The 25,076-nt window shown below is 34.5% G+C and carries 15 protein-coding genes; 4 read left to right on the forward strand and 11 right to left on the reverse strand.

Annotated features, from left to right (window positions below; translation table 11 throughout):
* Positions 1–18 precede the first annotated feature (18 nt).
* The 6 genes from KHA98_RS17715 to KHA98_RS17740 all read right to left on the reverse strand — a co-directional run bounded on the left by KHA98_RS17715 (position 19) and on the right by KHA98_RS17740 (position 10,360).
* The gene (locus KHA98_RS17715; RefSeq protein WP_213259225.1) at positions 19–1,341 is read right to left on the reverse strand and encodes an MFS transporter; all 1,323 of its coding nucleotides are present in this window, start codon (positions 1,339–1,341) and stop codon (positions 19–21) included.
* Positions 1,328–2,899, reverse strand: coding sequence for a glycoside hydrolase family 10 protein (locus KHA98_RS17720; RefSeq protein WP_213259226.1), 1,572 nt, complete (start codon positions 2,897–2,899; stop codon positions 1,328–1,330). Before KHA98_RS17720 ends, KHA98_RS17715 begins: the two co-directional genes overlap by 14 nt.
* 94 nt (positions 2,900–2,993) lie before the next feature.
* Positions 2,994–4,265 (reverse strand): acyltransferase family protein, encoded by a 1,272-nt coding sequence (locus KHA98_RS17725; protein ID WP_213259227.1) that lies wholly within the window; start codon positions 4,263–4,265, stop codon positions 2,994–2,996.
* Positions 4,266–4,510: 245 nt separating this feature from the next.
* Positions 4,511–5,716 (reverse strand): anhydro-N-acetylmuramic acid kinase, encoded by a 1,206-nt coding sequence (locus tag KHA98_RS17730; protein ID WP_213259228.1) that lies wholly within the window; start codon positions 5,714–5,716, stop codon positions 4,511–4,513.
* A 288-nt stretch (positions 5,717–6,004) separates the two neighbouring features.
* Positions 6,005–7,282 (reverse strand): RagB/SusD family nutrient uptake outer membrane protein, encoded by a 1,278-nt coding sequence (locus KHA98_RS17735; protein WP_213259229.1) that lies wholly within the window; start codon positions 7,280–7,282, stop codon positions 6,005–6,007.
* Between the two features lie 15 nt (positions 7,283–7,297).
* Positions 7,298–10,360 (reverse strand): SusC/RagA family TonB-linked outer membrane protein, encoded by a 3,063-nt coding sequence (locus KHA98_RS17740; protein ID WP_213259230.1) that lies wholly within the window; start codon positions 10,358–10,360, stop codon positions 7,298–7,300.
* A gap of 219 nt (positions 10,361–10,579) precedes the next feature.
* On the opposite strand from KHA98_RS17740, the gene KHA98_RS17745 reads away from it, so the two are divergent.
* Positions 10,580–11,329, forward strand: a complete 750-nt coding sequence (locus KHA98_RS17745) for a DeoR/GlpR family DNA-binding transcription regulator (RefSeq protein WP_213259231.1) — start codon at positions 10,580–10,582, stop codon at positions 11,327–11,329.
* 159 nt (positions 11,330–11,488) lie between these two features.
* On the opposite strand, the gene KHA98_RS17750 is transcribed toward KHA98_RS17745, so the two are convergent.
* The 5 genes from KHA98_RS17750 to KHA98_RS17770 all read right to left on the reverse strand — a co-directional run bounded on the left by KHA98_RS17750 (position 11,489) and on the right by KHA98_RS17770 (position 18,759).
* Positions 11,489–14,488, reverse strand: a complete 3,000-nt coding sequence (locus KHA98_RS17750; RefSeq protein ID WP_213259232.1) for a glycoside hydrolase family 3 N-terminal domain-containing protein — start codon at positions 14,486–14,488, stop codon at positions 11,489–11,491.
* 18 nt (positions 14,489–14,506) lie between these two features.
* Positions 14,507–16,012 carry a sodium:solute symporter gene (locus KHA98_RS17755; RefSeq protein ID WP_213259233.1) on the reverse strand — a complete coding sequence of 502 codons (1,506 nt, stop codon included), beginning with the start codon at positions 16,010–16,012 and terminating at the stop codon, positions 14,507–14,509.
* A 24-nt stretch (positions 16,013–16,036) separates the two neighbouring features.
* Entirely contained in the window at positions 16,037–16,858 is an 822-nt protein-coding gene (murQ, locus tag KHA98_RS17760; protein ID WP_213259234.1) for an N-acetylmuramic acid 6-phosphate etherase, read from the reverse strand.
* Positions 16,859–17,070: 212 nt separating this feature from the next.
* Positions 17,071–18,267, reverse strand: a complete 1,197-nt coding sequence (locus KHA98_RS17765) for an exo-beta-N-acetylmuramidase NamZ family protein (protein WP_213259235.1) — start codon at positions 18,265–18,267, stop codon at positions 17,071–17,073.
* Positions 18,268–18,525: 258 nt separating this feature from the next.
* Complete coding sequence (locus KHA98_RS17770; protein ID WP_213259236.1) at positions 18,526–18,759, reverse strand: hypothetical protein; 234 nt, start codon at positions 18,757–18,759, stop codon at positions 18,526–18,528.
* A 1,175-nt stretch (positions 18,760–19,934) separates the two neighbouring features.
* Here KHA98_RS17770 and KHA98_RS17775 point away from each other — a divergent pair.
* The 3 genes from KHA98_RS17775 (at position 19,935) to KHA98_RS17785 (ending at position 25,022) form a co-directional block, all read left to right on the forward strand.
* Entirely contained in the window at positions 19,935–20,366 is a 432-nt protein-coding gene (locus tag KHA98_RS17775) for a DUF6896 domain-containing protein (protein ID WP_213259237.1), read from the forward strand.
* Between the two features lie 751 nt (positions 20,367–21,117).
* Entirely contained in the window at positions 21,118–24,024 is a 2,907-nt protein-coding gene (locus KHA98_RS17780) for an FAD-binding and (Fe-S)-binding domain-containing protein (protein ID WP_213259238.1), read from the forward strand.
* A gap of 44 nt (positions 24,025–24,068) precedes the next feature.
* Positions 24,069–25,022 (forward strand): YARHG domain-containing protein, encoded by a 954-nt coding sequence (locus KHA98_RS17785; RefSeq protein ID WP_213259239.1) that lies wholly within the window; start codon positions 24,069–24,071, stop codon positions 25,020–25,022.
* The last annotated feature ends 54 nt before the right edge of the window (positions 25,023–25,076 follow it).

The following is a 25,076-nucleotide window of genomic DNA, read 5'->3' on the forward strand; positions in this document are numbered from 1 at the left end:
AAAAGTTTGATTTGGGGTTTAAACTTCTTCTGATTTCTTCCCAAAATCTTTTGGGAAAGTTAAAAAACGTGATAAAATAAGACCTGGAATTGTAGCGATCAAAACCCAAACAAAGAAGTTTTGATAGCCTAAATATTGTTGAATAAAACCGCTCAGCATTCCCGGAAGCATCATTCCCATTGCCATAAAACCGGTTGCAAGAGAATAATGTGCGGTCTTTGATTCTCCTTCGGCAACATGAATTAAATACATCATAAAAGCAGTAAAACCAAAACCGTAACCAAATTGTTCTGCTATAACTACAATAGAAGTATAAAGATTAAGGTTAGAATCGAACTCGAAAAAATATAAGTTTAAATGGAAATGAAAAAATTCTACTGGTTGGAAATGCGCCAATCCCACAAATCCAATAATTGGAAGATGCATTGCTAAAAACATTGGAAACATGCATTTAGTAAGGCCATGTTTTGATATGGTAATTCCGGCTAGAATTCCACCAATAGTTAATGCTGTAATTCCTAATGTTCCATAAATAATCCCTACGTCTTCAGTTTTTAAAGCCATTCCGCCAACACTTTTCGGATCAACTAAAAATGGATTTAACATTTTTAGTAATTGAGATTCTCCTAAGCGAAAGACAAGAATGAAAGCTAAAATTAATCCGATTTGTTTCTTTTTAAAAAAAGTTGCAAAGACTTCAGTAAAACTTTTGTGCTCAATAGTATTTTTGTCTAATATGTTATTTTCTTCTGTTTTTGGAGTAGCAAAAAAATTATATACTGTAATGAAGGTCATTATCAAACCAACGAAAATCATTGTATAAGACCAAGCTTTGGCATTATCATGATATTTGTTCTCTAAATGGCCAGCAAAAAGTACCATAAGACCACTTCCGGTAAGTCCTGCTAGTTTGTAAAATGTACTTCTAATACCTAAGAAAAAAGATTGTTCTTCAGGTTTTAATGTTAATAAATAATATCCATCAGTTGCAACATCATTTGAAGCAGAAGCAAAAGCAGCAATTGTAAATAATGCAAGACTTAAGGTTAGAAAATTATTTAAAGGAATTGTAAATCCAATAACTAAAAAGATGAGAGAAATTATTATCTGCATCGATAAAAACCATTTTCTTTTGGTACCATGCGCATCGATAAATGGACTCCATAAAGGTTTAACTACCCACGGTAGATAAAAAAGACTTGTATAAAAGCCTACAGATTCATTATCAATTCCTAATTTCTTATACATCAAAACCGAAACAGAGATAATTATAGCATACGGTAATCCGGAAGCGAAATTAAGAAGCGGGATCCAAAACCATGGTTTATTATCTATTTTCATTTGGTTGGGCTGGTATATAGTTTTTGAATGGTTTTTTAAGATCTATTGCAGTTGGTGTACTCTCGTTTGCGTAGTAATCGATAAAAGTTACGGCACAGGCTTTAAATAAGTTTAATTTTCCTCCAGCAACTGAGAATGTAATTTTTCCGTCAACTTCTTTTACGGTTACTTTCTCCACAATTTTTGTAGCGTCGTTAATGTCAATTTTCGAAACATGATCACCTCCGTAAATAACCATATAACGAACATTTGTATTTAGCGGACTTTTAATTGTAAAGGTATATTTAATACTGTCTTTAGAGTATTCCAAAACTTGAGGCGTATCAATAATTACATGTTTTAAGTTTGGTACCGCTGCAGGAAGAGCAGGATATTTATATTGATTTTCTTCTAAATGACGAACTACATCTAAGTTTTTACCCATGAACCATTTTGAACTGAAATAAGCACTTCCGGAAACATTTTTAAAACTTCTGGCAAAATCAATCTGAGTTGGAATTTCATTCATAAAATTCCAGCTTTTATCACCATCACCTCTGATTTTGTATGATGCGTGACCAATATAAATAGCGGTGTTATTGGAGTTTTCGGACCACCATTTTACTAATTTTGAATAAGAAGCGCGAGGATTATTCATACTCCAATACAATTGAGGTAGGATATAATCGATCCATTTTTGATCCATCCATAAAACCGGATCAGCATATAAATCGTCATAATTTGATGTTGATTGTGTTTCTGAACCTCTTGGATCTACCGATTTATTACGCCAAACTCCAAAAGGGCTAATTCCGAACTGAACCCAAGGTTTACTGGCTTTAATAGTTGTCGAAATCGTGTGTACAAAATTGCTCACATTAGCGCGACGCCAGTCTGAAAGGCTTAAACCTGCTCCGTATTTTTTGAATGAAGCGGTATCGTTAAAACTTTTCCCGGGAACGGTATAAGGATAGAAATAATCATCAAAATGAATGGCATCGATGTCATATTTATCTACAACTTCTTTTACCACTTTTGTTAAATGTTCCTGAACTTCAGGTAAAGCAGGATCGTAATAATATTTTCCGCCATATTCGATCATCCATTCCGGATGTTTGAAAAGATCGTGTCCGGGACTTAAAATGTTTTTATTCAAATCGAAAGTAGCACGATAAGGATTTAGCCACGCATGAAACTCAAAACCTCTGGCGTGTGCCTGCTCGATCATCCAGGCTAATGCATCGTAATAAGGGTTTGGAGCCAGGCCTTCTTTTCCGGTTAAAAAACGGGACCATGGTGCCAAATCTGAAGGATAAATAGCGTCTCCGACACTTCTAACCTGAACAATTACGGCATTGTAATTTAATTTTTTATAAGCTTCTAAAATTTCCAAATAATCAGCTTTTTCTTTTTCTACATTATCAACACTTGTTTTTGGCCAGTCGATATTGACAACGGTGGCAATCCAGACCCCTCTAAATTCATTTTTTGGGTGCATTGTGTTTTCCTGCGCTTTGGCTAGTACAGGAAAGAAAAGAATATATAGGATTGAGAATATTAGATACTGACTTTTATGCATTTCAATGTTTTTTAACAGAAACCAAAAATAGTTTTTTTAGATGATTATAAGAAATTTAAATTTTACAATAATAATTATGGTTTTCCTTAAGAATTTAGACTTTAAAAATCATTTTCTTTTTATAAAAATACCACAGTACGCAACTCCATAATGCTATATAAATTATAGAATAGGTGAGGGATGAAAGCAGCTGATTTTCAAAAAGCGGACTAATCCAAAAATTGTAAGCATAATCCCTAACGTTGATTGTGTCTGATATATTTTGAGGATCCTGAATTTTAATCATCGTTAATGCACGTGGCAAAATTCCGGAAACAAAGAATACAATCATTGGGTTTACTCCCCAGGTAAGTAAAAAGGTTGTCCATTTTTTGTATCCTAAAACATCAATTATATAATATATTACAGAAAGCAATAATAAAGCCAAACCTGCTGTAAACAAAACATAAGAACTGGTCCAGATGGATTTATTTATAGGGAAAACTAAAGCCCATAATAAACCCAAAAGAATCAATATCAAACTTATGCCGGCCATTATTTTATTGATTTTTATTTTTGGTATTGGCTGAATTAATAGCTGACCAATTAATAAACCTATTAAACCGTTTCCTATTACGGGTAATGTACTTAGTAAACCTTCCGGATCCCAGGTTTTGGTTTCGATGTACATGTGGTTTTCAAGTAAAACACTGTCAAGCCATGATGCAAAATTGGTTCCAACTTCCAAATTTGGATGCCCTATACCAGGAACAGGAATCAGTGTCATTATTGCCCAATATCCCAATAAAATAGAAGCAGCTAAAATGGCCTGCGTTTTTATATTGGTTTTTAAATAGATAATCGAAACAAAAAAGTAAACAATACCAATTCTTTGTAGAACGCCTAACAATCTTATTTTGGCAAAATTTTCATATCCGCTGTAGGCTAAACCAATCAGAATTATAAAAATTGTAACGGCTAAAATGGTTTTTGTTTTGGGTTTAAAATCACCAATTAAGGCATAACCAACTAAAAAAGTGAAAAATAAGCGAATGCATAAAAGGAGAATTCCGGATTGTAAACCCATGAAATGAATCGAATAAAAATAGCTTAGAAATAATCCTAAGCAAAAGATACGCAACGATCGGGTAATAATTTTAGTAACGTTTTCGGCATTGTCTTTTTTAATTGGCATTGCCAAAGGAACGGCAATTCCGACAATGAAAATGAAAAACGGAAACACTAAATCGGCTAAAGTGCAACCATTCCATTTTGCGTGATCTAATATCGGATAGACATAGCTCCAGCTTCCGGGATTGTTTACTAATGTCATTAATAAGACGGTAAGTCCTCTTAATACATCGACTGAAATTATACGATCTTTCATTTTTGGGTTGGTTTTGTAATTAGATTTGGTTTGTTTGTAGTTTGTTTTATCAGTTGTGTGTAATTTCTTTAACACATAGTGACATAGATTTTGTAAGCTAAAATATAGGCGTTTCACTTGTTTAAATAAACATAGTTTAAGCTATGTGAAAGAAATATATTTCTTTTTTAGCACTCTTTTTTAAATAAAAATCTATGTTTCTATGTGTTTGTTTTTTGAGTGCACTAAAATGTAAAATTATATTACTAATCCGGCATGGAAATTTTTCCCATTGTAATGGATGGAATTTTTTGTGATCCGAAATTAAAATCTCCTCCGGCTACTGTTTCATTGGCTAAAATGGCAAATAACACGGCTTCTTTGGCATCACTTGAAATTCCTAAATCATCACTTTTATAAAACTGGTAAGGCAGTAATTCTTTCAGCCAGCTTACGATTAAAGGATTATTTGTGCCTCCGCCGGACATATAGATTTTAAAATCTTCAATTGAGGCTGAGGTATTTTTTACGGCATATTGAATGGCTTCTGCTATGGTTTCAGCTGTAAAACGGGATAATGTGGCTAATAAATCCGGAGCAGAAATGGTTTCAATTTTGCTTTTTTTCAAAGCAGCCTCTACATATTCGGCACCAAAAAGTTCCGGTCCGATTGTTTTTGGAAATTCCTGCTGAAAAAAAGAATTGTCTTTTAGATTGTTTAATAGAATCGGATTTACTGTTCCTTGTTTGGCAATTTCAGCATCTTTATCATAGCTTTTTTCGGGGAAATAATGCTTTACAAAAAGATCAATTAAAGTATTTCCGGTTCCGGTATCGGTTACAAAAGTTTCATCGGCATTTAATGAAGCGGGTAAAAAGGTAAAATTAGCAATCCCCCCCATATTAAGCATAATTCGGTTTTCGCCTTTTTTTCCGAATAAAAAATAATCGCCATAAACAGCCAATGGAGCCCCTTCGCCACCAGCTGCAATATGTTTTTGCCTGAAATCGGATAATGTTATAATTCCGGTTTTAACTGCAATATGATCACCATCGCCAATTTGTAAAGTAGCATTTGGAAATTTTTCCAGCTGATGCAAAAACTTCGGAGCGTGTAAAACCGTTTGTCCGTGTGATGCAATTAAATCGATTGAATCAGAAGTGATATTCCATTTTTTTAAACTCGTATTAATCATTTCGGCATGCAGCAAACCGATCCATTCGTTTAGGACAACCAGATGTTGGAAATCAATTTCTTTTTTGGCGAATACTTTACGAATTTCAGTTTTAATTTCTTCGGAATAATCAATGGTTTCAAACTGAATGATTTTTACTTCGGTATTTTCTCCGGATCCTGAAATTTCGCATAAAGCAATATCAAGTCCATCCAGAGATGTGCCAGACATTAATCCAATAATTCTTCGGGTTTCTTTTTGCGCAATTTGATAAAGTGCGGTGATATTCTTGTTCATGAAAAGTAGATTTATGAATTATTTCTAAATTCAAATACTATTATTTAACCTGTTGGGTGTAATTAAAAAAAACTCTTTTAACACATAGAAACATAGTTTTTTTATCTATAAAAAAGGCGTTTCACTTGCATTAAAAAACATAGCTATGTGTTAGAAACTAGTTTCTTTTTTAAATCTTTTTAGGGATATGAAAAATAATCTATGTTTCTATGTGTTAAAAATAATTACACCCAACGAGTTATTATTTAATAAAATGGGGACATAAAATACGCCCCCATTTTTATTATTTTATATTGCCGGATCTGGCGGAGTGTTTGTATTATTGTTTCTTTCAGAATCCGGATAAGGATACCAGTCACGGTTTCTTTCGGCTGTTGGTGTACTTGCACCCGGGCGCTCAAATCTTCTGCTGTCTTCCAGTTTTAAGCTTGACATGTACATTTCGATACAACGGTTTCTGTAAATTTCAGTCAGAATTGCTGGTTTTGTAATTGCTCCTGCGTAAGGCGCAAGATTAGCTCCAATTCCGTAAGTATCTCCTGCGGCAGTTTTAGTCAGAACTTTGTTTAATTCTATAACTGCTTGTGGTAAATTGTCTTTTCTTGCATATCCTTCCGCTTTAATCAATATCATTTCACCAGGTAAGTATAATGGTATTGGTTTTAAATTCGAATCAAAAAATCCGGTTGCAGTTGTTGGGTTAGAACCTGGTTTGATGTAAAAATTCAATCTTCCGTCAGAACTTATTGGTGCTAAATCTGCTGGTAATCCCAAAGTTAAATCAACAGGCTGAAATACATTGTTTGTTGTAATCGAAATATAAGCAATCGGGTTAGGGCTAATCTGATCAAAAGCAAATACTGATTTAGCAGAAAGATCAACCATTCCGGCATAAGTAATTGCATTATCATAGTCTCCCGCCATTAAATACGTTCTGGCTAAAAGTGCATAAACGGTATTTTTATAATTAATACCGGCTACTAAACCTGAAAACCCGGTCGCTTTATCCAATAAAGGTTCTGTCGCTTTTAGGATTTTAATGGCTTCGGCTAATACATCAGCTCTGGTATCAAAAGTGGCATTTTTTCCTGTTTTTAACGGAACAGACTGAAAATATTGCACAAGAGTTGTGATGGCCATTGCTTTAAAAATAGAGGCATGTACCAGAACACTTGCTTTCTCATTTTCTGTTGTTAAAACATCAACATGATCAATTACTTTTTGAGATTCGGATTTAATCACAAGACATTGTGACCATAAATTATTTACGACGTTATTTTTTGTCGAAAGAACTCCGCCACCAATAGAAAGTTCACCTTCGTCAACGTTTCCAGCGTTTAGCAATCGTAATTCTTTTGTTGTAAAACCGTTTCCGGTAATAGTATTATAAACCGGACTTGTTCTGTCGATCGTCCAAAGTTGTTGTAAGCCGTTTGCCGCACCAATAAGTCCGTCTCTGGTTCCAAAAACTAGCTCCTGAGATGGTTTGGTCGGGTCTAAATAATCTTCATTACAACCGATAAAAAGTAATGAAAGGGCTACTATAGGGATGAATATCTTTTTCATAATATTTTTATTAGATTAAAATTGAACTTTTACAGCTAAAGTATACGAGCTAGGAATTGGCACTGTTCCAAAATTATATTTCGCAACAGATGATTGTCCGCCAGAATTGGTTTCCGGATCGAAACTAGTAAAGTTATCCCATGAAATAAGGTTTCTTCCACTTGCTGTAATCGTTAAATCATCAAAGAAATTATTTAATTTTCCGAAAGAATAGTTTAAAGAAACTTCTCTTAATTTTAAATAGCTTCCGTCAACCACTCTAAATTCTTCTACATTATAAACTGACCAGATGTAACCACGTGGCAATTCTCCGTTAAGCTCTTTTGTAACCAAAGTTCCAGATCCTACACCTTGTCTTGTTCTGTAATCGGCATCAAAAACGTCAACACCTTGTACGCCGTCAAATAACACAGATAAACCGAATTTTTTGTAATTCATATTGGCACCAAATGCGATGATATAGTCCGGATTTGGATTTCCAATTTCTTTGTTCAGAATAGTTCCTGTAGGTTGTCCAGATGCATCTCTTTGTGGAGTTCCTGTGTTTACATCTCCTTTTTCTGTTTGCGGATATCCTGTAGGTGTTAGTAATAAACTTCCGTCAGCATTTCTCGCAAAATAAGTTCCGTAGAAAATTCCAATTGGTTTGTCCATTTCAACAAATACCGGTGCGCCCGCTAAGTTACTGTCCAGTTTAAAACGAGTTTGAGGTAATCCAGTTACTTTATTTCGGTTGCTGCTATAGTTTACAAAAACATCAAGATGCAAATCTTCTTTTTTAATTACATCATATTTAAGATTGATTTCGTACCCTTTGTTGTTCATTTGTCCAACATTTTTGATTGTGTTTGTAGCACCTTCAGAAGCTGCTAATTGAACAGGCAATAATAAATCATCAATATCGGCATTGTAATAACTAAACGATAAGTTTAAACGATCTTTGATAAAACCAAAATCTCCACCAACTTCATACGTAACACTTTGCTCTGGTCTTAAATCTAAGTTTCCTTGTTTAAGTCCTTCCATTGTAAAGGTGCTATTTCCTAAAAGTGTTCCTGTAGAATAATTTGTAAAACGTGCATAAGGTTTAATAGCGGTTAAACTTCCTGATTTTCCCCAAGATCCTCTTAATCTCACAGAACTTACAACCTCATGAATTCCTTGCATGAATTTTTCATCAGAAAGAACATAACTTACACTCGCTTTTGGATAAAACTGAGATCTGTTATCGCTCGAGAAAATAGTCGAAGCATCTTGTCTGATTGCCAAAGTCATGTATAATCGGTCTCTAAATCCAATAGTTTCCTGTAGATAATAACCCCATAAATTATATTTGGACTGACTTGCGCTTGGTGAACCCGGAAGTAAAGTATTAAAAGCATTAATAGTTTCAATAAATGGCTTTAAGTTTCGGCCTTCAATAGCGCCAAAATCGTCACGATAAGTTTGAACGTTGTAACCTCCGTAAGTAGTAGATTTCCATATATCATTGATGTTCCAAAGATATCTTAAGTTCAAATCGTTGTTAAATTGTACGACTCTGTTTGTTGCTTCAGAAACATAACCATCATTGTAATACGCAGGATTTACCGTGTAAGGATATCTTGGAATGTATACATTTCCTCTTTGGTTGTAATTGTCAAGACCAAAAATTAAATCGGCATTAAAGTTTTTAAAAGGAACATAATTCAACTGAAGATCTGAAATAATACGATCTGTATTTTGTTGTATTTTGAATGTTTCTATAATAGAAAGCGGATTGATTCTGTTTGGGTCAACAGGCAATAAGTTACCATTTATGTCTCTTTGATTAATATCATAAGTATTGTTGGTAATATTAATAGAGTTTATCGGACTCCAGAAAACGTTTCCATCCGGTTTTTCGTTTGAACTTGAGTTTACATAATTCAATCCAACGGTTGCAGATAACTTAGAATTGAAATCATGTTTCAATCTTAATTTAGCACCAATTCTCTTGAAATCGGTGTTTTTGATGATTCCTTCATTTGATAAATAACCAAGTGATCCAAAATATTTTGTTTTGTCATCTCCACCTTGTAAAGAGAAATAAGTATCTGTACCAACTCCGGTAGTGAAAATATCATCCTGATAATCGTAACGTTGTACGCCAATAGTTCTTGTCTCAAGGTTTCTTCCTAAGACATTTACTGTAGTTGGACTCGCCGGATTTCCCTGAATTGGGAATAAAGCTGGCGAACTGTTCACGAATTGTTTATCAGACATATTCATGTCTATTTTTTTTCTGATATGGTTTGAAGTGACGCTGGTTGCAAACGTGTATCTTGTTTCGCCGGCAACACCTTTTTTAGTTGTAATTAAAACAACTCCGTTGGCAGCTCTCGATCCGTAAATAGCGGCAGCAGCACCACCGTTTAATACTTCAATGCTTTGAATATCATTAGGATTAATATCCGAAGATCTGTTCTGACCAATCTGCATATTAGAATTTCCTGTCGTTACATTTAAGTTGGTTACGTTAGTTGTAGCATTATTTAAAATTACACCATCAATAACATATAAAGGGTCTGAAGATCCCAAAATAGAAGAAGTTCCTCTAAGTTTGATGCTGAAACCTCCCGCCGGATCACCTGAGTTTTGAGAAACTTGTGCACCAGCAATTTTACCTTGCAAAGCACTGGTAAGACCAACTGGCTGGGCTTTTACTAAATCTTCGGCTTTTAGACTTGTCACTGCATTACCAAGCTCTTTACGAGTGGCACGAACGGTGGATCCTAATACTACAACCTCAGAAAGTGTATTAAGTTCTTCGACCATTCTAAGATTAACAACAGAAGTGCCTGCGGAGAGTTTAACTCTTTTAGTAGCAAATCCAACGAAACTAAAAACAAGCGTTTCATTTTCGTCTGCAGTGATACTAAATTTTCCATCGAAATCGGTTACGGTACTTTTAGAAGTTCCATCGATCAGAACTGATACTCCTGGTAGAGAAAGTCCGTCTGTTTCACTTTTAATTGTTCCGGTTACGGTTTTTGTTTGTGCAAAAATGGGCTGCGCAAATAAAATAATTCCAAATAAAATAAATAACAGTTTTTTCATTTTAAAATATTTGATTGGTTAGAGAATCTAAAAATAGGAATAATTTTTAAATAATGCCAGTTTATGCAATTTATTTGTTTGAATTATAATAAAATGCATAATAACGCATTTATTTATGTTTTTTTTATTTATATTTGATACGCAAGTCGATTTCTGAAAAATATATTTTTGATGTTGATTTGCGTAATGCGTTAATTTTAAATTTATTAAAAAATTAAAATGCTAAAAAAAGAAAGACATCAATTTATACTGGGTAAATTTAATAATGTAGAAAAAATCAATACTATTGATTTGGCTTTAGAACTTAATATTTCTGAAGATACTATACGCAGGGATTTTAATGAATTACACAATAAAGGACTTATTGATAAAGTATACGGAGGTGCTTTTCTTGTAAAAGACAAGTCTAAAAATGTATTTGATATTACGATTATTAATGAAGATAAAAAAATGGCTGTAGGCAAAAAAGCCTTGTCATTTCTTAGTGAAGGTCAGGTCATTATTATGAGTGGTGGTACTACCAATTTGTCTTTTTGCAAACTCATTCCAATAGATTTTACCGCCACAATATATACTTATAGTCTACCAATCGCCATGCAATTGTCTCAACATCCCAATATCGAGTTGATTTTTATTGGCGGAAAACTGCAAAAAAAGGCGATGGTTACTATTGGTATAGATGTAGTTCAGGTTTTGTCTAAAATTAAGGCCGATGTTTGCTTTCTTGGCGTGAGTAGTCTGGATGTAAATCAAGGATTAACAGAAATGGGTTATGAAGTTTCGGTGATTAAAAAAGAAATGATAAACGCTTCAAATAAAATAATTGTTTTAGCAACTTCAGATAAAATAAATGGTACCATGCCGCATAAAGTCTGTGGTCTTGATAAAATTGATGCCATTGTTACGGAATTAAATCCTAAAAGCCCTAAAATCAAAAAGTTTGTTGATAGCGGTGCGAAAATGTTTTAACACATAGAAACATAGTTTTTTGTTTGAAAAAACAGGGACAGATTATTATAAAAATCCAGAGTTTTACACATAGCTATGTTTGTTAATGCGAGTGAAACGCCTTATTCTGAGTTTAAATAATCTATGTCTCTATGTGTTAGAATATTTGCTTAGCAACCATTATTTAATGATAGACTCATAAATAATCTTCTGAATATCCTCGCGAATTTTTTCTTTCGCCAGTTTATTTCCTTCTTCACCAACTTCCGGATAGGTTCTGTTAGATAAAAACACGTAAACCGTTTCATTTGCCGGATCAACCCAGGCCATATCTCCCGTAAAACCCGTATGCCCAAAACTCGAAGCCGAAGTACATTGGCAAGTCGGACCATCTTTTCCTAATCTTTTGTCAAAACCTAAACCGCGTTCAACTCCTTGTGCACAATAAAAACAAGTGTTGAAGGTGTCAAATGTAGCCTCAGAAAAATAACGTTCGCCTCCATAACTTCCTTTTTGCAGAAAAAGCTGCATCATTTTAGCGACATCCAGAGCGTTCGAGAAAATTCCGGCGTGACCTGCAACTCCGCCCTCCATAGCCGCAGCCATATCATGTACGTAACCCTGAATAAGCTGATGTCTGAAATACGTATCAATTTCAGTAGGAGCAATAACATTTCGATCAAATTTCAATAACGGATTGTAGGTTGTATAATTCATTCCGATAGAATTGAAAAAGTTTTCCTGACTTAAATCTTCCAATTTTTGATGCGTCATTCTTTCCAGATATTCCTTCAAAATAATAAAAGTAAAATCGCTGTATTTGTATTCTTTTTTGGTTGCAACAGGCGAGTCAGCAATAAATTTCATGATGGTATCATGATAATCATTTCGAATAAAAAGACTGTCGGTAACTTTGGTAGTAAAATTTTTCTCCTGAATTTTTCGGTAATATTTTTCAAGCGGAAAACCTTTGGCATCTATAGTCGATTTATAAAACGGACTCCACGCAATTAAGCCCGCATAATGATTTAGTAACTCCTTAAACGAAATGTCTTTTTTGTTTGATTTTGCAAACAACGGCAGCATCGTTCCCAGTTTTGTATCTAGCGTAACTTTGTTTTTATCGTACAATTGCATCACGTTTGGAAGCGTAGAAATCATTTTAGAAATCGAAGCCACATCATACAAATCGGTATTTGAAACTTTTACATCATTAGTATAAGTATGATATCCGTATGATTTCTGAAAAACAACATTTCCTTTTCGGGCAACCAGAACCTGCATTCCCGGAGCCATTTTTCCATCGATTGCTTTTTGGGCAATGGCATCTATTTTAGAAAGAATGGCTGAATTCATTCCAACATTTTCAGGTGTTTCAAAACCTAAACGATCTATTTTTTCAGTAATTAAACCGTCGTTTACTTTAAAACTATCATTAATCGAAACCGGCAATTTTCCTTTGGCATCTTTTGCTCCAAATAAAATCTCGGCAGAAACAATCTGAGAAATAGGAGCGTTTTGATATGAAACAACTAATCCTTCTATAGCATCAAAATTTTGAATAGAAAGCAATGAATACGGCTTTGCAAAAACATCCAGAATTACTTTGTTGTTTTCGGCTATTTTGTTGAGGCAAAACAATTCATTGGAATTAAAATCCTGTTTTTCCCAAGCTTTATTTACTTTATGATAACTCACAATTACCAAATCGTATTTCTTTAATTCTGCGTTTAAAGAATCAATATTGGTATTCGAAACTTCTGTAATGTTGGTATACTTTTTTAAAGTGGAAACAAAATCACTGTTTACATCTTCTCCCAGTTTTACATACGCGATTTTCTGATTCAGATTTTTGATCGGAAGAATGTCTTTTTCATTTTTTAAAACCGTAACCGCATTTTCATACAAAGTATATTGTAGTGCATCTTTCTCCGGGCTGTTTAAATCTTGTTTTAAATTTTGAAGATCAATTGGTTTGTATTTATTTAAACCAGCTTTAAATTTATAATGAAGAATTTTTTTAACCGAATGCGCCAGACGTTCTTCTGTAATTTCTCCATTGGTATAAAAAGTTTTTAGTTTTTCCAGAGCAAGCGGAACGTCATCCGGACAAAGGAAAATATCATTTCCAGCTTGTAAAACCGCCAGTTCAAGATCGCCAACGCCTTTAAAATTACTTGCGCCTTTCATTCCTAAACCATCCGTAAAAATCAATCCGTCAAAGCCCAATTGTTTTTGAAGCAATTCTGTTACAATCGCATAAGAAGCAGAAGACGGTATATTTTCGCGGGATTCTAAACTCGGAATATTCAAATGCGCGACCATGACAGAAGCTAAACCTTCATCAAAAAGTTGTTTGTAAGGATATAATTCCACTTCATCAATATGTTCTTTGGTCGAAGAAACCGTAGGAAGTGTTTTGTGTGAATCTGCTGAGGTTTCACCATGTCCTGGAAAATGTTTTCCGGTACATAAAACGCCCTGACTCTGAATTCCTTTCATGATTGCCGCCGCTCTGTTGGCAACATTTGTTTTGCTTTCGCCAAAAGAACGATTGCCAATAATAGGATTTAGCGGATTGGTATTAATGTCGAGAACAGGAGCAAAGTTAAAATGGATTCCCATTCTTTTGCATTCGCTTCCCATATTTCGTCCTACTTTTTCAATTAAATCTAAATTCTGAATTGCGCCCAAAGTCATATTCCATGGATAAGCGTAAGTAGAATCTAAACGCATGCTTAATCCCCATTCGGCATCAAGACCAATAAACAACGGAACTTTTGCTTTTGCCTGATATTCGTTGGTTAATTTCGCCTGACGAACCGGTCCGCCTTGAAAGAATATTACGCCGCCCACTTTATAATTGGACACTAAATCTTTTATTTTATTTACATGAACAGAATCTTTATTAGAATAGGCCGAAACAAAAAACAACTGTCCTAATTTTTCATCCAGTGTCATTTTGCTGTAAATGCTATCTGTCCAGCGGTTTTCGGCATCACAATCTTTAACAAAAGGTTTCTTTTCTAATTTGTTTTTTGGTGTGTAAACTTCTTTGTTTTGAGTAGAAACAGGCTGGTTTTTTACCACAACAGTTTTGTTTTTTTTAGAAACACCACAATTGATGATAAAAAAAAGCATAACTGCAAACAATCCTGTTTTTATAAGGGCATTTTTCATGAAATAGCTTTTGAGCAATTAAAAAGAGATTCGTTCGCTGGAACGTTTGCTTGTAAAATAAATTCCGATATAAGTAAATAATCCGTTGATGATGATTAATTCATTATCAAAAGTATAACCGAATAATTGTGCCGAATATTCACTTAAAAAATAAGTCAGAATTGGAGAAATGATGCAGATTAACGGAATCAGATTGTCGTTTACTAGTCGCGATTTTTGTAATAATCCAAATGCATATAATCCTAATAATGGACCATAAGTATACGATGCTGCCCTGAAAATTAAAGCTACTACCGAGGCATCATTAAATGAATTCAGAATAATAATCACTACGAAAAGTAATATTGAAAACCCAAAATGAACCCAGTGTCTTTTGGTTACATTGCTTTTGTTGTCTTGGTTTTCAGATTTATCCATTCCGAGAAAATCGACGCAAAAAGAGGTTGTTAAAGCCGTTAAGGCTGAATCTGTAGTGGCAAAAGTAGCGGCGATAATTCCTAAAAGGAAAACAAATGCCGGAACAATAGACAAATGATTTAAGGCAATTTCAGGAAAAAGTAAATCGGTTCTTGGTTTATTTGTCGCTGTATCTAAAGGAATTGAAACCCCATTTTTTTCGGCATAGATGTATAATAAAGCACCCAAGCTTAAAAAGATAATGTTGATTACAACAAAAATCCCCGTAAAAGTGAACATATTTTTTTGTGCTTCGCCGATGTTTTTGCAGCTCAGGTTTTTTTGCATTAAATCCTGATCCAGTCCAACCATTGCAATGGTAACAAACATTCCTCCTAAAATTTGTTTTACAAAATGATATTTGCTGGTGAAGAAATCATCAAAGAAAAAGATTTTAGAATATTGGCTTTTCTGAATGGTTGAAACCGACTCAAGAACAGTTAAATTTAAACTGTCACAAACAAAATAAATAGTGATAAATACAGAACTTACTAAAAAGAAGGTTTGTAAAGTGTCTGTTATAATTATAGTTTTTAAACCGCTTCTAAACGTGTATAAGAAAATCAGCATCAGAGCCAAAAGTACTGTAACGGGAAACGGAATGTGAAAATCGTTGAAAACGTAACGCTGTAAAACAATCACAACCAAATACAATCTAAATGCCGAACTCACCGTTCTGCTTACTAAAAATATAGAAGCGGCAGTTTTATAACTTTTAACTCCCATTCGTTGTTCGATATAACTGTAAATCGAGGTCAGATTCATTCTGTAATAGAGTGGAAGCAGGACTTTTGCAATGATGATAAAGCCTATTGCATTTCCTAAAACAAACTGAAAATACTTGAATTGTTCTCCGTTTGGCGAACCTACTTCACCCGGAACCGAAATAAAAGTTACTCCGGAAAGCGCAGTTCCAATCATACCAAAAGCAACTAAATACCATTTAGAATTTTTATTTGCTTTAAAGAAAGAATCATTGTCTTGTCCTTTTTTACTAATTACATTAGAAATTAAAAGTAGAAGACCAAAATATACAAATATGAAAATTAGAATTGTGGTTGATGACATTTGGCTGAGATTTAAAAATTTAGTTTATTTTTTGCTGTTGTGATCTAATAATACGGCGCGTACACTTTTATGTTTTTGCAGTAATTCTTCGGCGATTTCATATTCAATTCCAAGTTCCTCCATAATCATTTTGATGCCGCGTTTTACCAGTTTTTCGTTAGACAATTGCATGTCTACCATTTTGTTTCCTTTTACTTTTCCGAGTTTAATCATTACAGAAGTCGAAATCATGTTCAAAGTCAGTTTTTGAGCAGTTCCGGCTTTCATTCTCGTACTTCCGGTTAGGAATTCCGGACCAACAATTAGCTCAATCGGATGATCTGCTTCCTGCGCTATAAGTCCGTTGCTAATGCAGGAAATACTTCCTGTTTTTATGTTGTGTTCTTTCGCTTTTTTCAAAGCGCCCAAAACATAAGGCGTATTTCCTGAAGCTGCAATTCCGATAATAAAATCCAGACTTGAAATCTCAAATTTAGCTAAATCTTTCCAGGCTTGTTCCGTGTCGTCTTCAGCATTTTCAACTGCTTTTCTAATCGCTGTGTCACCGCCGGCAATAATCCCGATAATCATATCATGCGGAACACCAAAAGTTGGCGGACATTCTGATGCATCCAAAATCCCAATACGTCCCGAAGTTCCGGCTCCAATATAAAATAATCTTCCGCCCAGTTGCATTTTTTTTACGATTGCTTTTACCAGTTTTTCAATTTTCGGAATCTGTTGTTCGATAATATCCGGTACTTTTTTATCTTCTGTATTAATGTTGGTGAGGAGTTCTTTCACACTCATTTGATCCAAGTCTTTGTATAAAGACTCTTGTTCAGTTTCAGGATTTTTATTATTCATTTTTCTTTTTTTTGTGGATTTTTAAAACCGATATTTTTTTGATTAAATGCTGTTGATCTTTTTTATGGGGTAATCTTTAACCCGTTGGGTGCAATTAAAAAAAAACTTTTTTAACACATAGTAACATAGTTTTTTTGTCTATAAAAAGGCGTTTCACTTGCATTAACAAACATAGCTATGTGTTAAAAATAATTGCACCCAACATATTTTATTTAATAAATCAGATACGCTTTTCGCATACTATTAAAAGCGTCTAAATCTTTTTTCCAGCTATCGCGAATGGCTTTTTCTGAAACTCCCGATTCTATTTGCTGCTGTAGTTTTTTTGTTCCTGCCAGTTTGGTAAAAAAGGGAATGAAAAATTTAGATTTATCACTCGTATTTTGATACGCTTTTAATAACCAATGCAATTCAAACTGCGTTACTTTTGAAGCCGCAGAAAGATCTTCTCCATAACATTCCTGTCCGTTATAAACAGGATCTTTTGCACCAAAATTTGGTTTCGGCGTAAAAGAAAAACTTCCTTTAGTTAAAAAAGGAGAACCATAAATTTGAAATTGTTTTTCAGTTCCACGTCCAACGCTCACATTTGTTCCTTCAAACAAACATAAACTTGCATATAGATTAATTGCCTGATCGTTCGGGAGATTGGGTGAAGGTTTTACAGGGAGACTGTACGGCATGTCTCTTTTGTAATTAGAACAAGGAATTACAGTCAATTTGCATTGTATACCGTTTTTAAGCCATTTTTGACCATTAATCATTTGACCATATTCACCAATTGTCATTCCGTGTAAAATTGGAATTGGGTGCATGCCCACAAAACTTGTAAACTCTTTTTCCAGCAAAGGCCCGTCAACAATACTTCCGTTTGGATTTGGACGATCTAAAATAATGAGTGGAATATTATTTTCTGCGCAAGCTTCCATCACATAATGCAAAGACGAAATATAGGTATAGAATCTCGCGCCAACATCCTGCAAATCGAAAACCATAATATCAATTCCGGTTAATTGTTCTTTTTTAGGCTTTCTGTTGTCTCCATAAAGCGAAACAATTGAAAGTCCGGTTTTGGCATCTTTTCCATCTACGACATGTTCGCCCGCATCGGCAGTTCCTCTAAATCCGTGTTCCGGTGCAAAAATGGTATGAATGCTAATTTTTTTCTCCAGTAAAAAATCTACCAAATGTGTTTTATTAGATAGAATGCTCGTTTGATTGGTGACAACACCTACTTTTTTGCCTTTTAATAAAGGAATATATTTCTCGAAATTATCAGCTCCTGTTTTGATTTCGCTACTGATACTGTTGGTTTTATTTTCGCTGATTTTTACAGAACAACCCGCATTGGACAGATTGCAAATAGTCAAAAATAAAATAAAAGCGATTTTTTTAAAGGATTGAAACATAAGACAAAAGTTTAAATTACAATTAAAATTACATTTTATAATGTAGTAATAGAATAATTAGAAAGACTAATGTATAAAATGTTTTTTAAAAACTGCAATATTATGTCGTTTTTTTGTAAAAATTAGTTAATAATGCATAATAATGCATTTTTTGATAATTTGAAATGAAATTGAAAAAATGCGTTAGCGAGAGCTTTTTGGCAGTAATTAAATAAAAAACCTCGACTTTTTTAAAATCGAGGTTTCTCTTTAAAATTCTTACTCCAAATCCAAATAAGGATTTAAAGTTTCTGCTAATTCATTGAGCCAGTATAAACTGTCTTTCAATTTGGAGATTTCACTATGAAGTGTTTCATCTTCGCTCATAACGCCTAGTGCAAGTGAAAGATTTACTTGTCTAAGAGTTTTAGCCATTTCAACAGGTCCGATTCTGTCGTTGAAAAAATTCAAAAGTCTGATTTCGGTTTCTTTTGAGATTGTGTTGGTACTCATAATCTTTGTGTTTAGGAAAAGAACCCGCACAGCTAAGGTGTCCTACGCCACAAAGTGCGTTGCAGTTGTTTCCAATACCGCCACCATACCGCACGGGCAAAAGTTTTTTTGATATCATTTTTCTTTGTGTTTAGGATTGTAAAGATATCAAAAAAATATTTTAAGTAAGAAAAATATTATATTTATATTGTTTGGAAAACAATAGTATTTATTGCAGCGAATAAATCTGCATGGTAAATATAAAACGTTATTTTGAGAAAAGACAAATTCAGCCAGATTTCCATATAGTTTGTCATTTCGACGAAGGAGAAATCTTCGCAAGAAACTCTAGAACAGTGCGTGCTCAGCGTGTGGAGATTTCTCCTTCGTCGAAATGACAAGATTGGGGGGAATGTCTTTGCAAATAAAATTTTTAGATTTAGCAAACCCCAGTAAATTTCAATGTAGTATGTCATTTCGACGAAGGAGAAATCGCACTAGAAACTCGACAAAGATTGGTGATTCTCTTTGCGTAATCCCGCGTGTGATTTGCTTCGCCTGTTCGCTATCGCTCGGGTCTCCTTCGTCGAAATGACAAGATTGAGAGGAATGTCTTTGCAAATAAAATTTTTAGATTTAATAAACCCCAGTAAATTTCCATATAGTTTGTCCTTTCGACGAAGGAGAAATCGCACTAGAAACTCGACAAAGATTGGTGATTCTCTTTGCGTAATCCCGCGTGTGATTTCTCCTTCGTCGAAATGACAAGATTGAGAGGAATGTCTTTGCAAATAAAATTTTTAGATTTAATAAACCCCAGTAAATTTCCATATAGTTTGTCCTTTCGACGAAGGAGAAATCACACTAGAAACTCGACAAAGATTGGCGATTCTCTGTGCGTAATCCCGCGTGTGGAGATTTGCTTCGCCTGTTCGCTATCGCTCGGGTCTCCTTCGTCGAAATGACAAGATTGAGAGGAATGTCTTTGCAAATAAAATTTTTAGATTTAATAAACCCCAGTAAATTTCCATATAGTTTGTCCTTTCGACGAAGGAGAAATCACACTAGAAACTCGACAAAGATTGGCGATTCTCTGTGCGTAATCCCGCGTGTGATTTCTCCTTCGTCGAAATGACAAGATTGGAGAAGTCTCTTTGGAAAATAAAATTTTTAGATATAGATTTGAGCTACAAATTATGATAGAAAAAATCTTAAAGGACTACATTACATTTATCAGAAGCTTTGAGGCTTTATTGAAAGATAAATACCAACAAGACATAAATCCATGTTCGTTTTCTCGAACCTTTTTTGAACGAATAGGTTCAATTGACGGAATTGAATATTATTTTCACGGAAGCGGATGCACTGCCAAAAAAGACAGTGTTAGTTATGAGTATGATATTACAGTAGATGAAATTAAATTTTCACAATGGAAATTTTCTGAATTTATAAGAACTCATCCCGAATATCAAAAATTAAATTACACTGAAGATTATATAGAATATGAATTGTATAAGCTTATAAATAAAGGAATTTTAGATTGGCTAACTATTGAGGGAATAGAGGGAACTTCTTTTGGTTGTGTTTTTAAATGTTATAGAATTGTTGAGGAATCGTTTTTTGTTTGAGAATTAATCTAATTGAAATTTAGAAACCATATCTTGATAATAATTATCTCCGACAGTTTTCCAATTGTCAAGTAAATTTCCATATAGTTTGTCCTTTCGACGTAAGGAGAAATCACACTAGAAACTCGACCAAGATTGACGATTCTCTTTGCGTAATCCCGCGTGTGATTTGCTTCGCCTGTTCGCTATCGCTCGGGTCTCCTTACGTCGAAATGACAAGATTGAAGTGATATCTGTGGAAAATTTTATGTTTTGATTTAATAAACCCGACAGGTTTTAAAAACCTGTCGGGTTTGTATTGTAGGCGCGAAAGGACAAGGTTGCAGATTTTTGTTGTGTAAATGTTTGCCAATTTCTTCTTTTGAAACCGAATGCCCTAGCCCTGATGGGAGGGAAAATCCTTTTGTGTCTCGTTTTTCGAACGAGACACAAAAGATTTGGAAGGACAGCAGGAAATAGCTCCTAAAAAATTTCAACTTCCAATAAAGCAAATTCCAAATTCAAAAACCGAGAAGTTGATGGTTTCACAAGCCTTCGACTTCGCTCAGGGTGACAATTGGTTTTGTAATGTTGGTAAAATCTTGAAATTAGAGATTTTAAAAGTGGAATGCTTTACAGGATTCTCTTAGAATTTTGTAAGATCTTCTGCTAAGTTTGGATAAAATCACAATTTATATCAATTTACACTGCTATATTTTTATATTTGCTGTTCGAGTATTTTCAGAATATATTATACAAAAGCACCACTTCCATGTTGACCCAATCTCATTTAGAGCAATTAGCAGGTACTCTCGAGGGTACACTTTTATACGACGAGCTTAACAAAACACTTTATTCTACTGATGCATCGGTGTACCGAATAAGGCCAAATGCAGTGGCGGTGCCTAAAACGACCGAAGATATTGCGAAATTAATTCGGTTTGCGGCAGAACATAATATTTCGATTACGCCAAGAACTGCCGGAACATCATTGGCAGGGCAGGCGGTAGGAGACGGACTGGTGATTGATGTGTCGAAGCATTTTACTAAAATCATTTCGTTTGATGCAGAAAAGAAAACCGTTACGGTTCAGCCTGGTGTAATTCGCGATGAGCTGAATTTATTCTTAAAACCTCATGGTGTATTTTTTGCACCCATTACCTCTACATCAAACCGCGCGATGATTGGTGGAATGGTGGGAAATAATTCTTCGGGAACAACTTCGATTCGATATGGTGTAACGCGTGATAAAATTGCTGAGGTAAAAGCAATTTTGAGCGACGGTTCTGAAGTGGTTTTTAAAGATCTGACTGCTGAAGAATTTATAGAAAAAACAAAAGGGGATACTTTAGAAAATAAAATATATAAAACGATTTACGATGAGCTTTCTGTAAAAGAAGCGCAGGACGAAATTGTAAAAGAGTTTCCGAAACCGGAAATTCACCGCAGAAATACAGGTTATGCGGTTGATATTCTGCTAAAATCAGATTTATTTGGCGGAACTGAACCTACTATCAACTTAGGAAAACTGCTTTGCGGAAGTGAAGGAACTTTGGCTTTTACGACAGAAGTTACGCTAAAAGTAGACGATTTACCTCCGGTTCATAATATTATGGTGGTAGGACATTATCATACTATTCAGGAATCGCTGGAATCTGTAGTTGTGGCAATGAAACATCATTTGTATACCTGCGAAATGATCGACGATACGATTTTGGATTGTACGAAAACAAATCGTGAACACATTAAAAACCGTTTCTTTTTAGTAGGCGAACCTAAAGCAATTATGTTGTTTGAAGTAGCAGCACATACGCTGGAAGATGCCGAAAAACAAGCCAATGATTTAATTGCTGATCTGGATAAACATAATTTTGGTTATGCCAAAGTAAAAATTTATGGTCCCGATATTGACAAAGCCAACGAACTTAGAAAAGCAGGTCTTGGACTTTTAGGAAGTATTGTAGGCGATAACAAAGCAGCAGATTCTATTGAAGATACAGCGGTTGAGTTGAGCGATTTACCAGCCTATATTGCAGAGTTTTCGGCAATGATGTTGAGTCACGGTCAGGAAGCGATTTATTATGCGCATGCGGGTGCGGGAGAACTACACTTGCGTCCGGTTTTGAATTTGAAGAAAACTTCTGACTTAAAGTTATTCAGAACCATTGCGACCGATGTGGCGCATTTAGTGAAAAAATACAGAGGCTCATTGAGCGGGGAACACGGCGACGGAATTGTGCGCGGTGAGTTTATTCCGTTTATGATTGGCGATAAAAATTATGAGTTGCTGAAAAGGTTGAAACTGGCATTCGATCCAAATTCGGTTTTGAACATCGGGAAGATTGTAAATGCGTTGAAAATGGACGAAAACCATCGTGTCGTTTCAGGTAGAGTAGAACCGGATATTAAAACGTTTCAGGATTTCTCAGACAGTATGGGTGTTTTGCGTGCTGCCGAAAAATGCAACGGTTCGGGAGATTGCCGAAAATTGCCATCGGCAGGAGGAGCAATGTGTCCGAGTTATCGGGCGACGAAAAATGAAAAGGAAACAACGCGTGCGAGAGCCAATGCGTTGCGTGAATATTTGACGTATTCTGAGAAAGAAAATAAATTTGACCAGAAAGAATTATACGAAGTTTTTGAGTTGTGTGTAAGCTGTAAAGCCTGTGCAAGCGAATGTCCGAGTAACGTGGACGTAGCAACTTTGAAGGCGGAATTTTTATATCAATATCAAAAAGCAAACGGATTTTCGACCCGAAATAAAATTTTTGCCAACAACGCCAAACTGAATAAAATGGGAAGTAAATTCCCGGCGATTACGAATTTTATTTCGAATCAGGCTTTGGTGAAGAAAACAATGGGAATTGCGCCTGAAAGACAAGTTCCGTTACTGGCTAAAAAGACGTTTAGAAAATGGTACGCCAATAATAAACCTAAAACGGCTGATTTCCCGAACGGAAGATTGTATTTGTTTGTGGATGAATTCACGAATTATTATGATGTAAATATCGGAATTGATGCTTTTGAATTATTGACGAAACTTGGTTATCAGGTTTTGGTTATAGATCATGAAGAAAGCGGAAGAACGTATCTTTCTAAAGGTTTTCTGGAAGAAGCAAAAGAAATTGCCAATCATAATGTTAGGGTTTTTAAAGATTTGGTTGCGGGTAATGCACCTTTAATTGGGATTGAACCTTCGGCAATTTTGACTTTTAGAGATGAATACCTGCGTTTGGCGGATGATAAAGAAGCGGCGGAGAAATTAGCAGGAAATGCTTTTACGATTGAGGAATTCTTTAAAAAAGAAATCGTTGACGGAAAAATCAAAGCGGATTCTTTTTCGGAAGAAACGAAAGAAATTAAAATTCACGGACATTGTCATCAAAAGTCATTAAGTTCTGTTGAAGCGACTTTCGCGATGCTGAATCTGCCTAAAAATAATACGGTTACGATTTACAATTCAGGTTGCTGCGGAATGGCGGGTTCTTTTGGTTATGAAAAAGAACATTATAAAGTAAGTATGCAAATGGGAGAAGATACGCTATTCCCAAAAGTGCGTGCCACAGCCGAAAACGTAAAAATCGCTGCAGCAGGAACAAGTTGTCGCCATCAAATTTATGATGGTACAAGTCGCGAGGCTCAGCATCCGGTTAGTATTTTAAGAAGTTGTTTGTTATAAATTTCTTTAAAGCATATTTGTAATCTTTTAATCAAACTAAAAAAATGAAGTTTTATTTCTATGTAATGCTCTTAGTTGCTTTTTCAGTTAGTGCACAAAGTAAACTAGATTGTTCCAAATGTTCTTCTGAAATTATTGATGAAAGTAAACTGAAAAATGAAGATATTTTTTCTTTAAAATTATTAAAGAATGAGATTTATGCCAGAAAAGGATATGTGTTTTCTAGTCCAGAATATGCAGAAGTTTTTAAAAAGTACAATTGGTATAAACCTATAAATAATAATAACAACATTGTATTTTCTGATATAGAGATTAAAAATATTGCTATTATTGGTCAGAGAATTAGTGAGTTATCAGAATATCTTATAAACGAAAAGAATAGCAAGTATAAAACATTATCTGAGGAAAAAGTTAATCAAATTTTTACAAAAGATATAAGAAGACAGCTTGGAATTAATTTCGTTATTTGGAAGGTTTATGATTATAAAGACAAAACAGGCAGCTATTATTTAGTTTTGACAGAAGATAAATATAAGGAAACAGTTAATGGTAATAACTTTAACAATGCTGTCAAGGCATTCAATTTTAAAATTGAAAACGACCGTTGGATCAAAACTTTCGAAACAAACGATTTTAAGGATAAACATGAAGACAGTATATGGTTTTGGTCTAAATATATTTATGTAGAAGACTTTGATTCTGATGGAATCATTGATCCGATTTTAATTTATGGTACTAGCGGACCTAATTTATATGACGATGGAAGAATTAAAATTCTATTGTACTATAAGGGGAAAAAAATCGGAATTCGAATTCAGAACGGAGTTCTGGACGATGAAAGAAATTTTAGTGTAGACGCTGAATTTTATACTTTGCCAAAGAAAATACAAGAAAAAATTATAGAACAAATGTCAATGATGGTCGAAAATAACCATTCGATTTTACCTTACGGATGGCAAAAAAAGATGGCAAAAAAAATGACTTTCATTTCTGAATAAATAATGAAAGAAAGTGTAGCGCATTTCAGTTTCACGGAGATTTTGATGGTTTGA

The organism is Flavobacterium branchiicola (genome assembly GCF_018383905.1).
GTDB classification, from domain to species: Bacteria; Bacteroidota; Bacteroidia; order Flavobacteriales; family Flavobacteriaceae; genus Flavobacterium; species Flavobacterium branchiicola.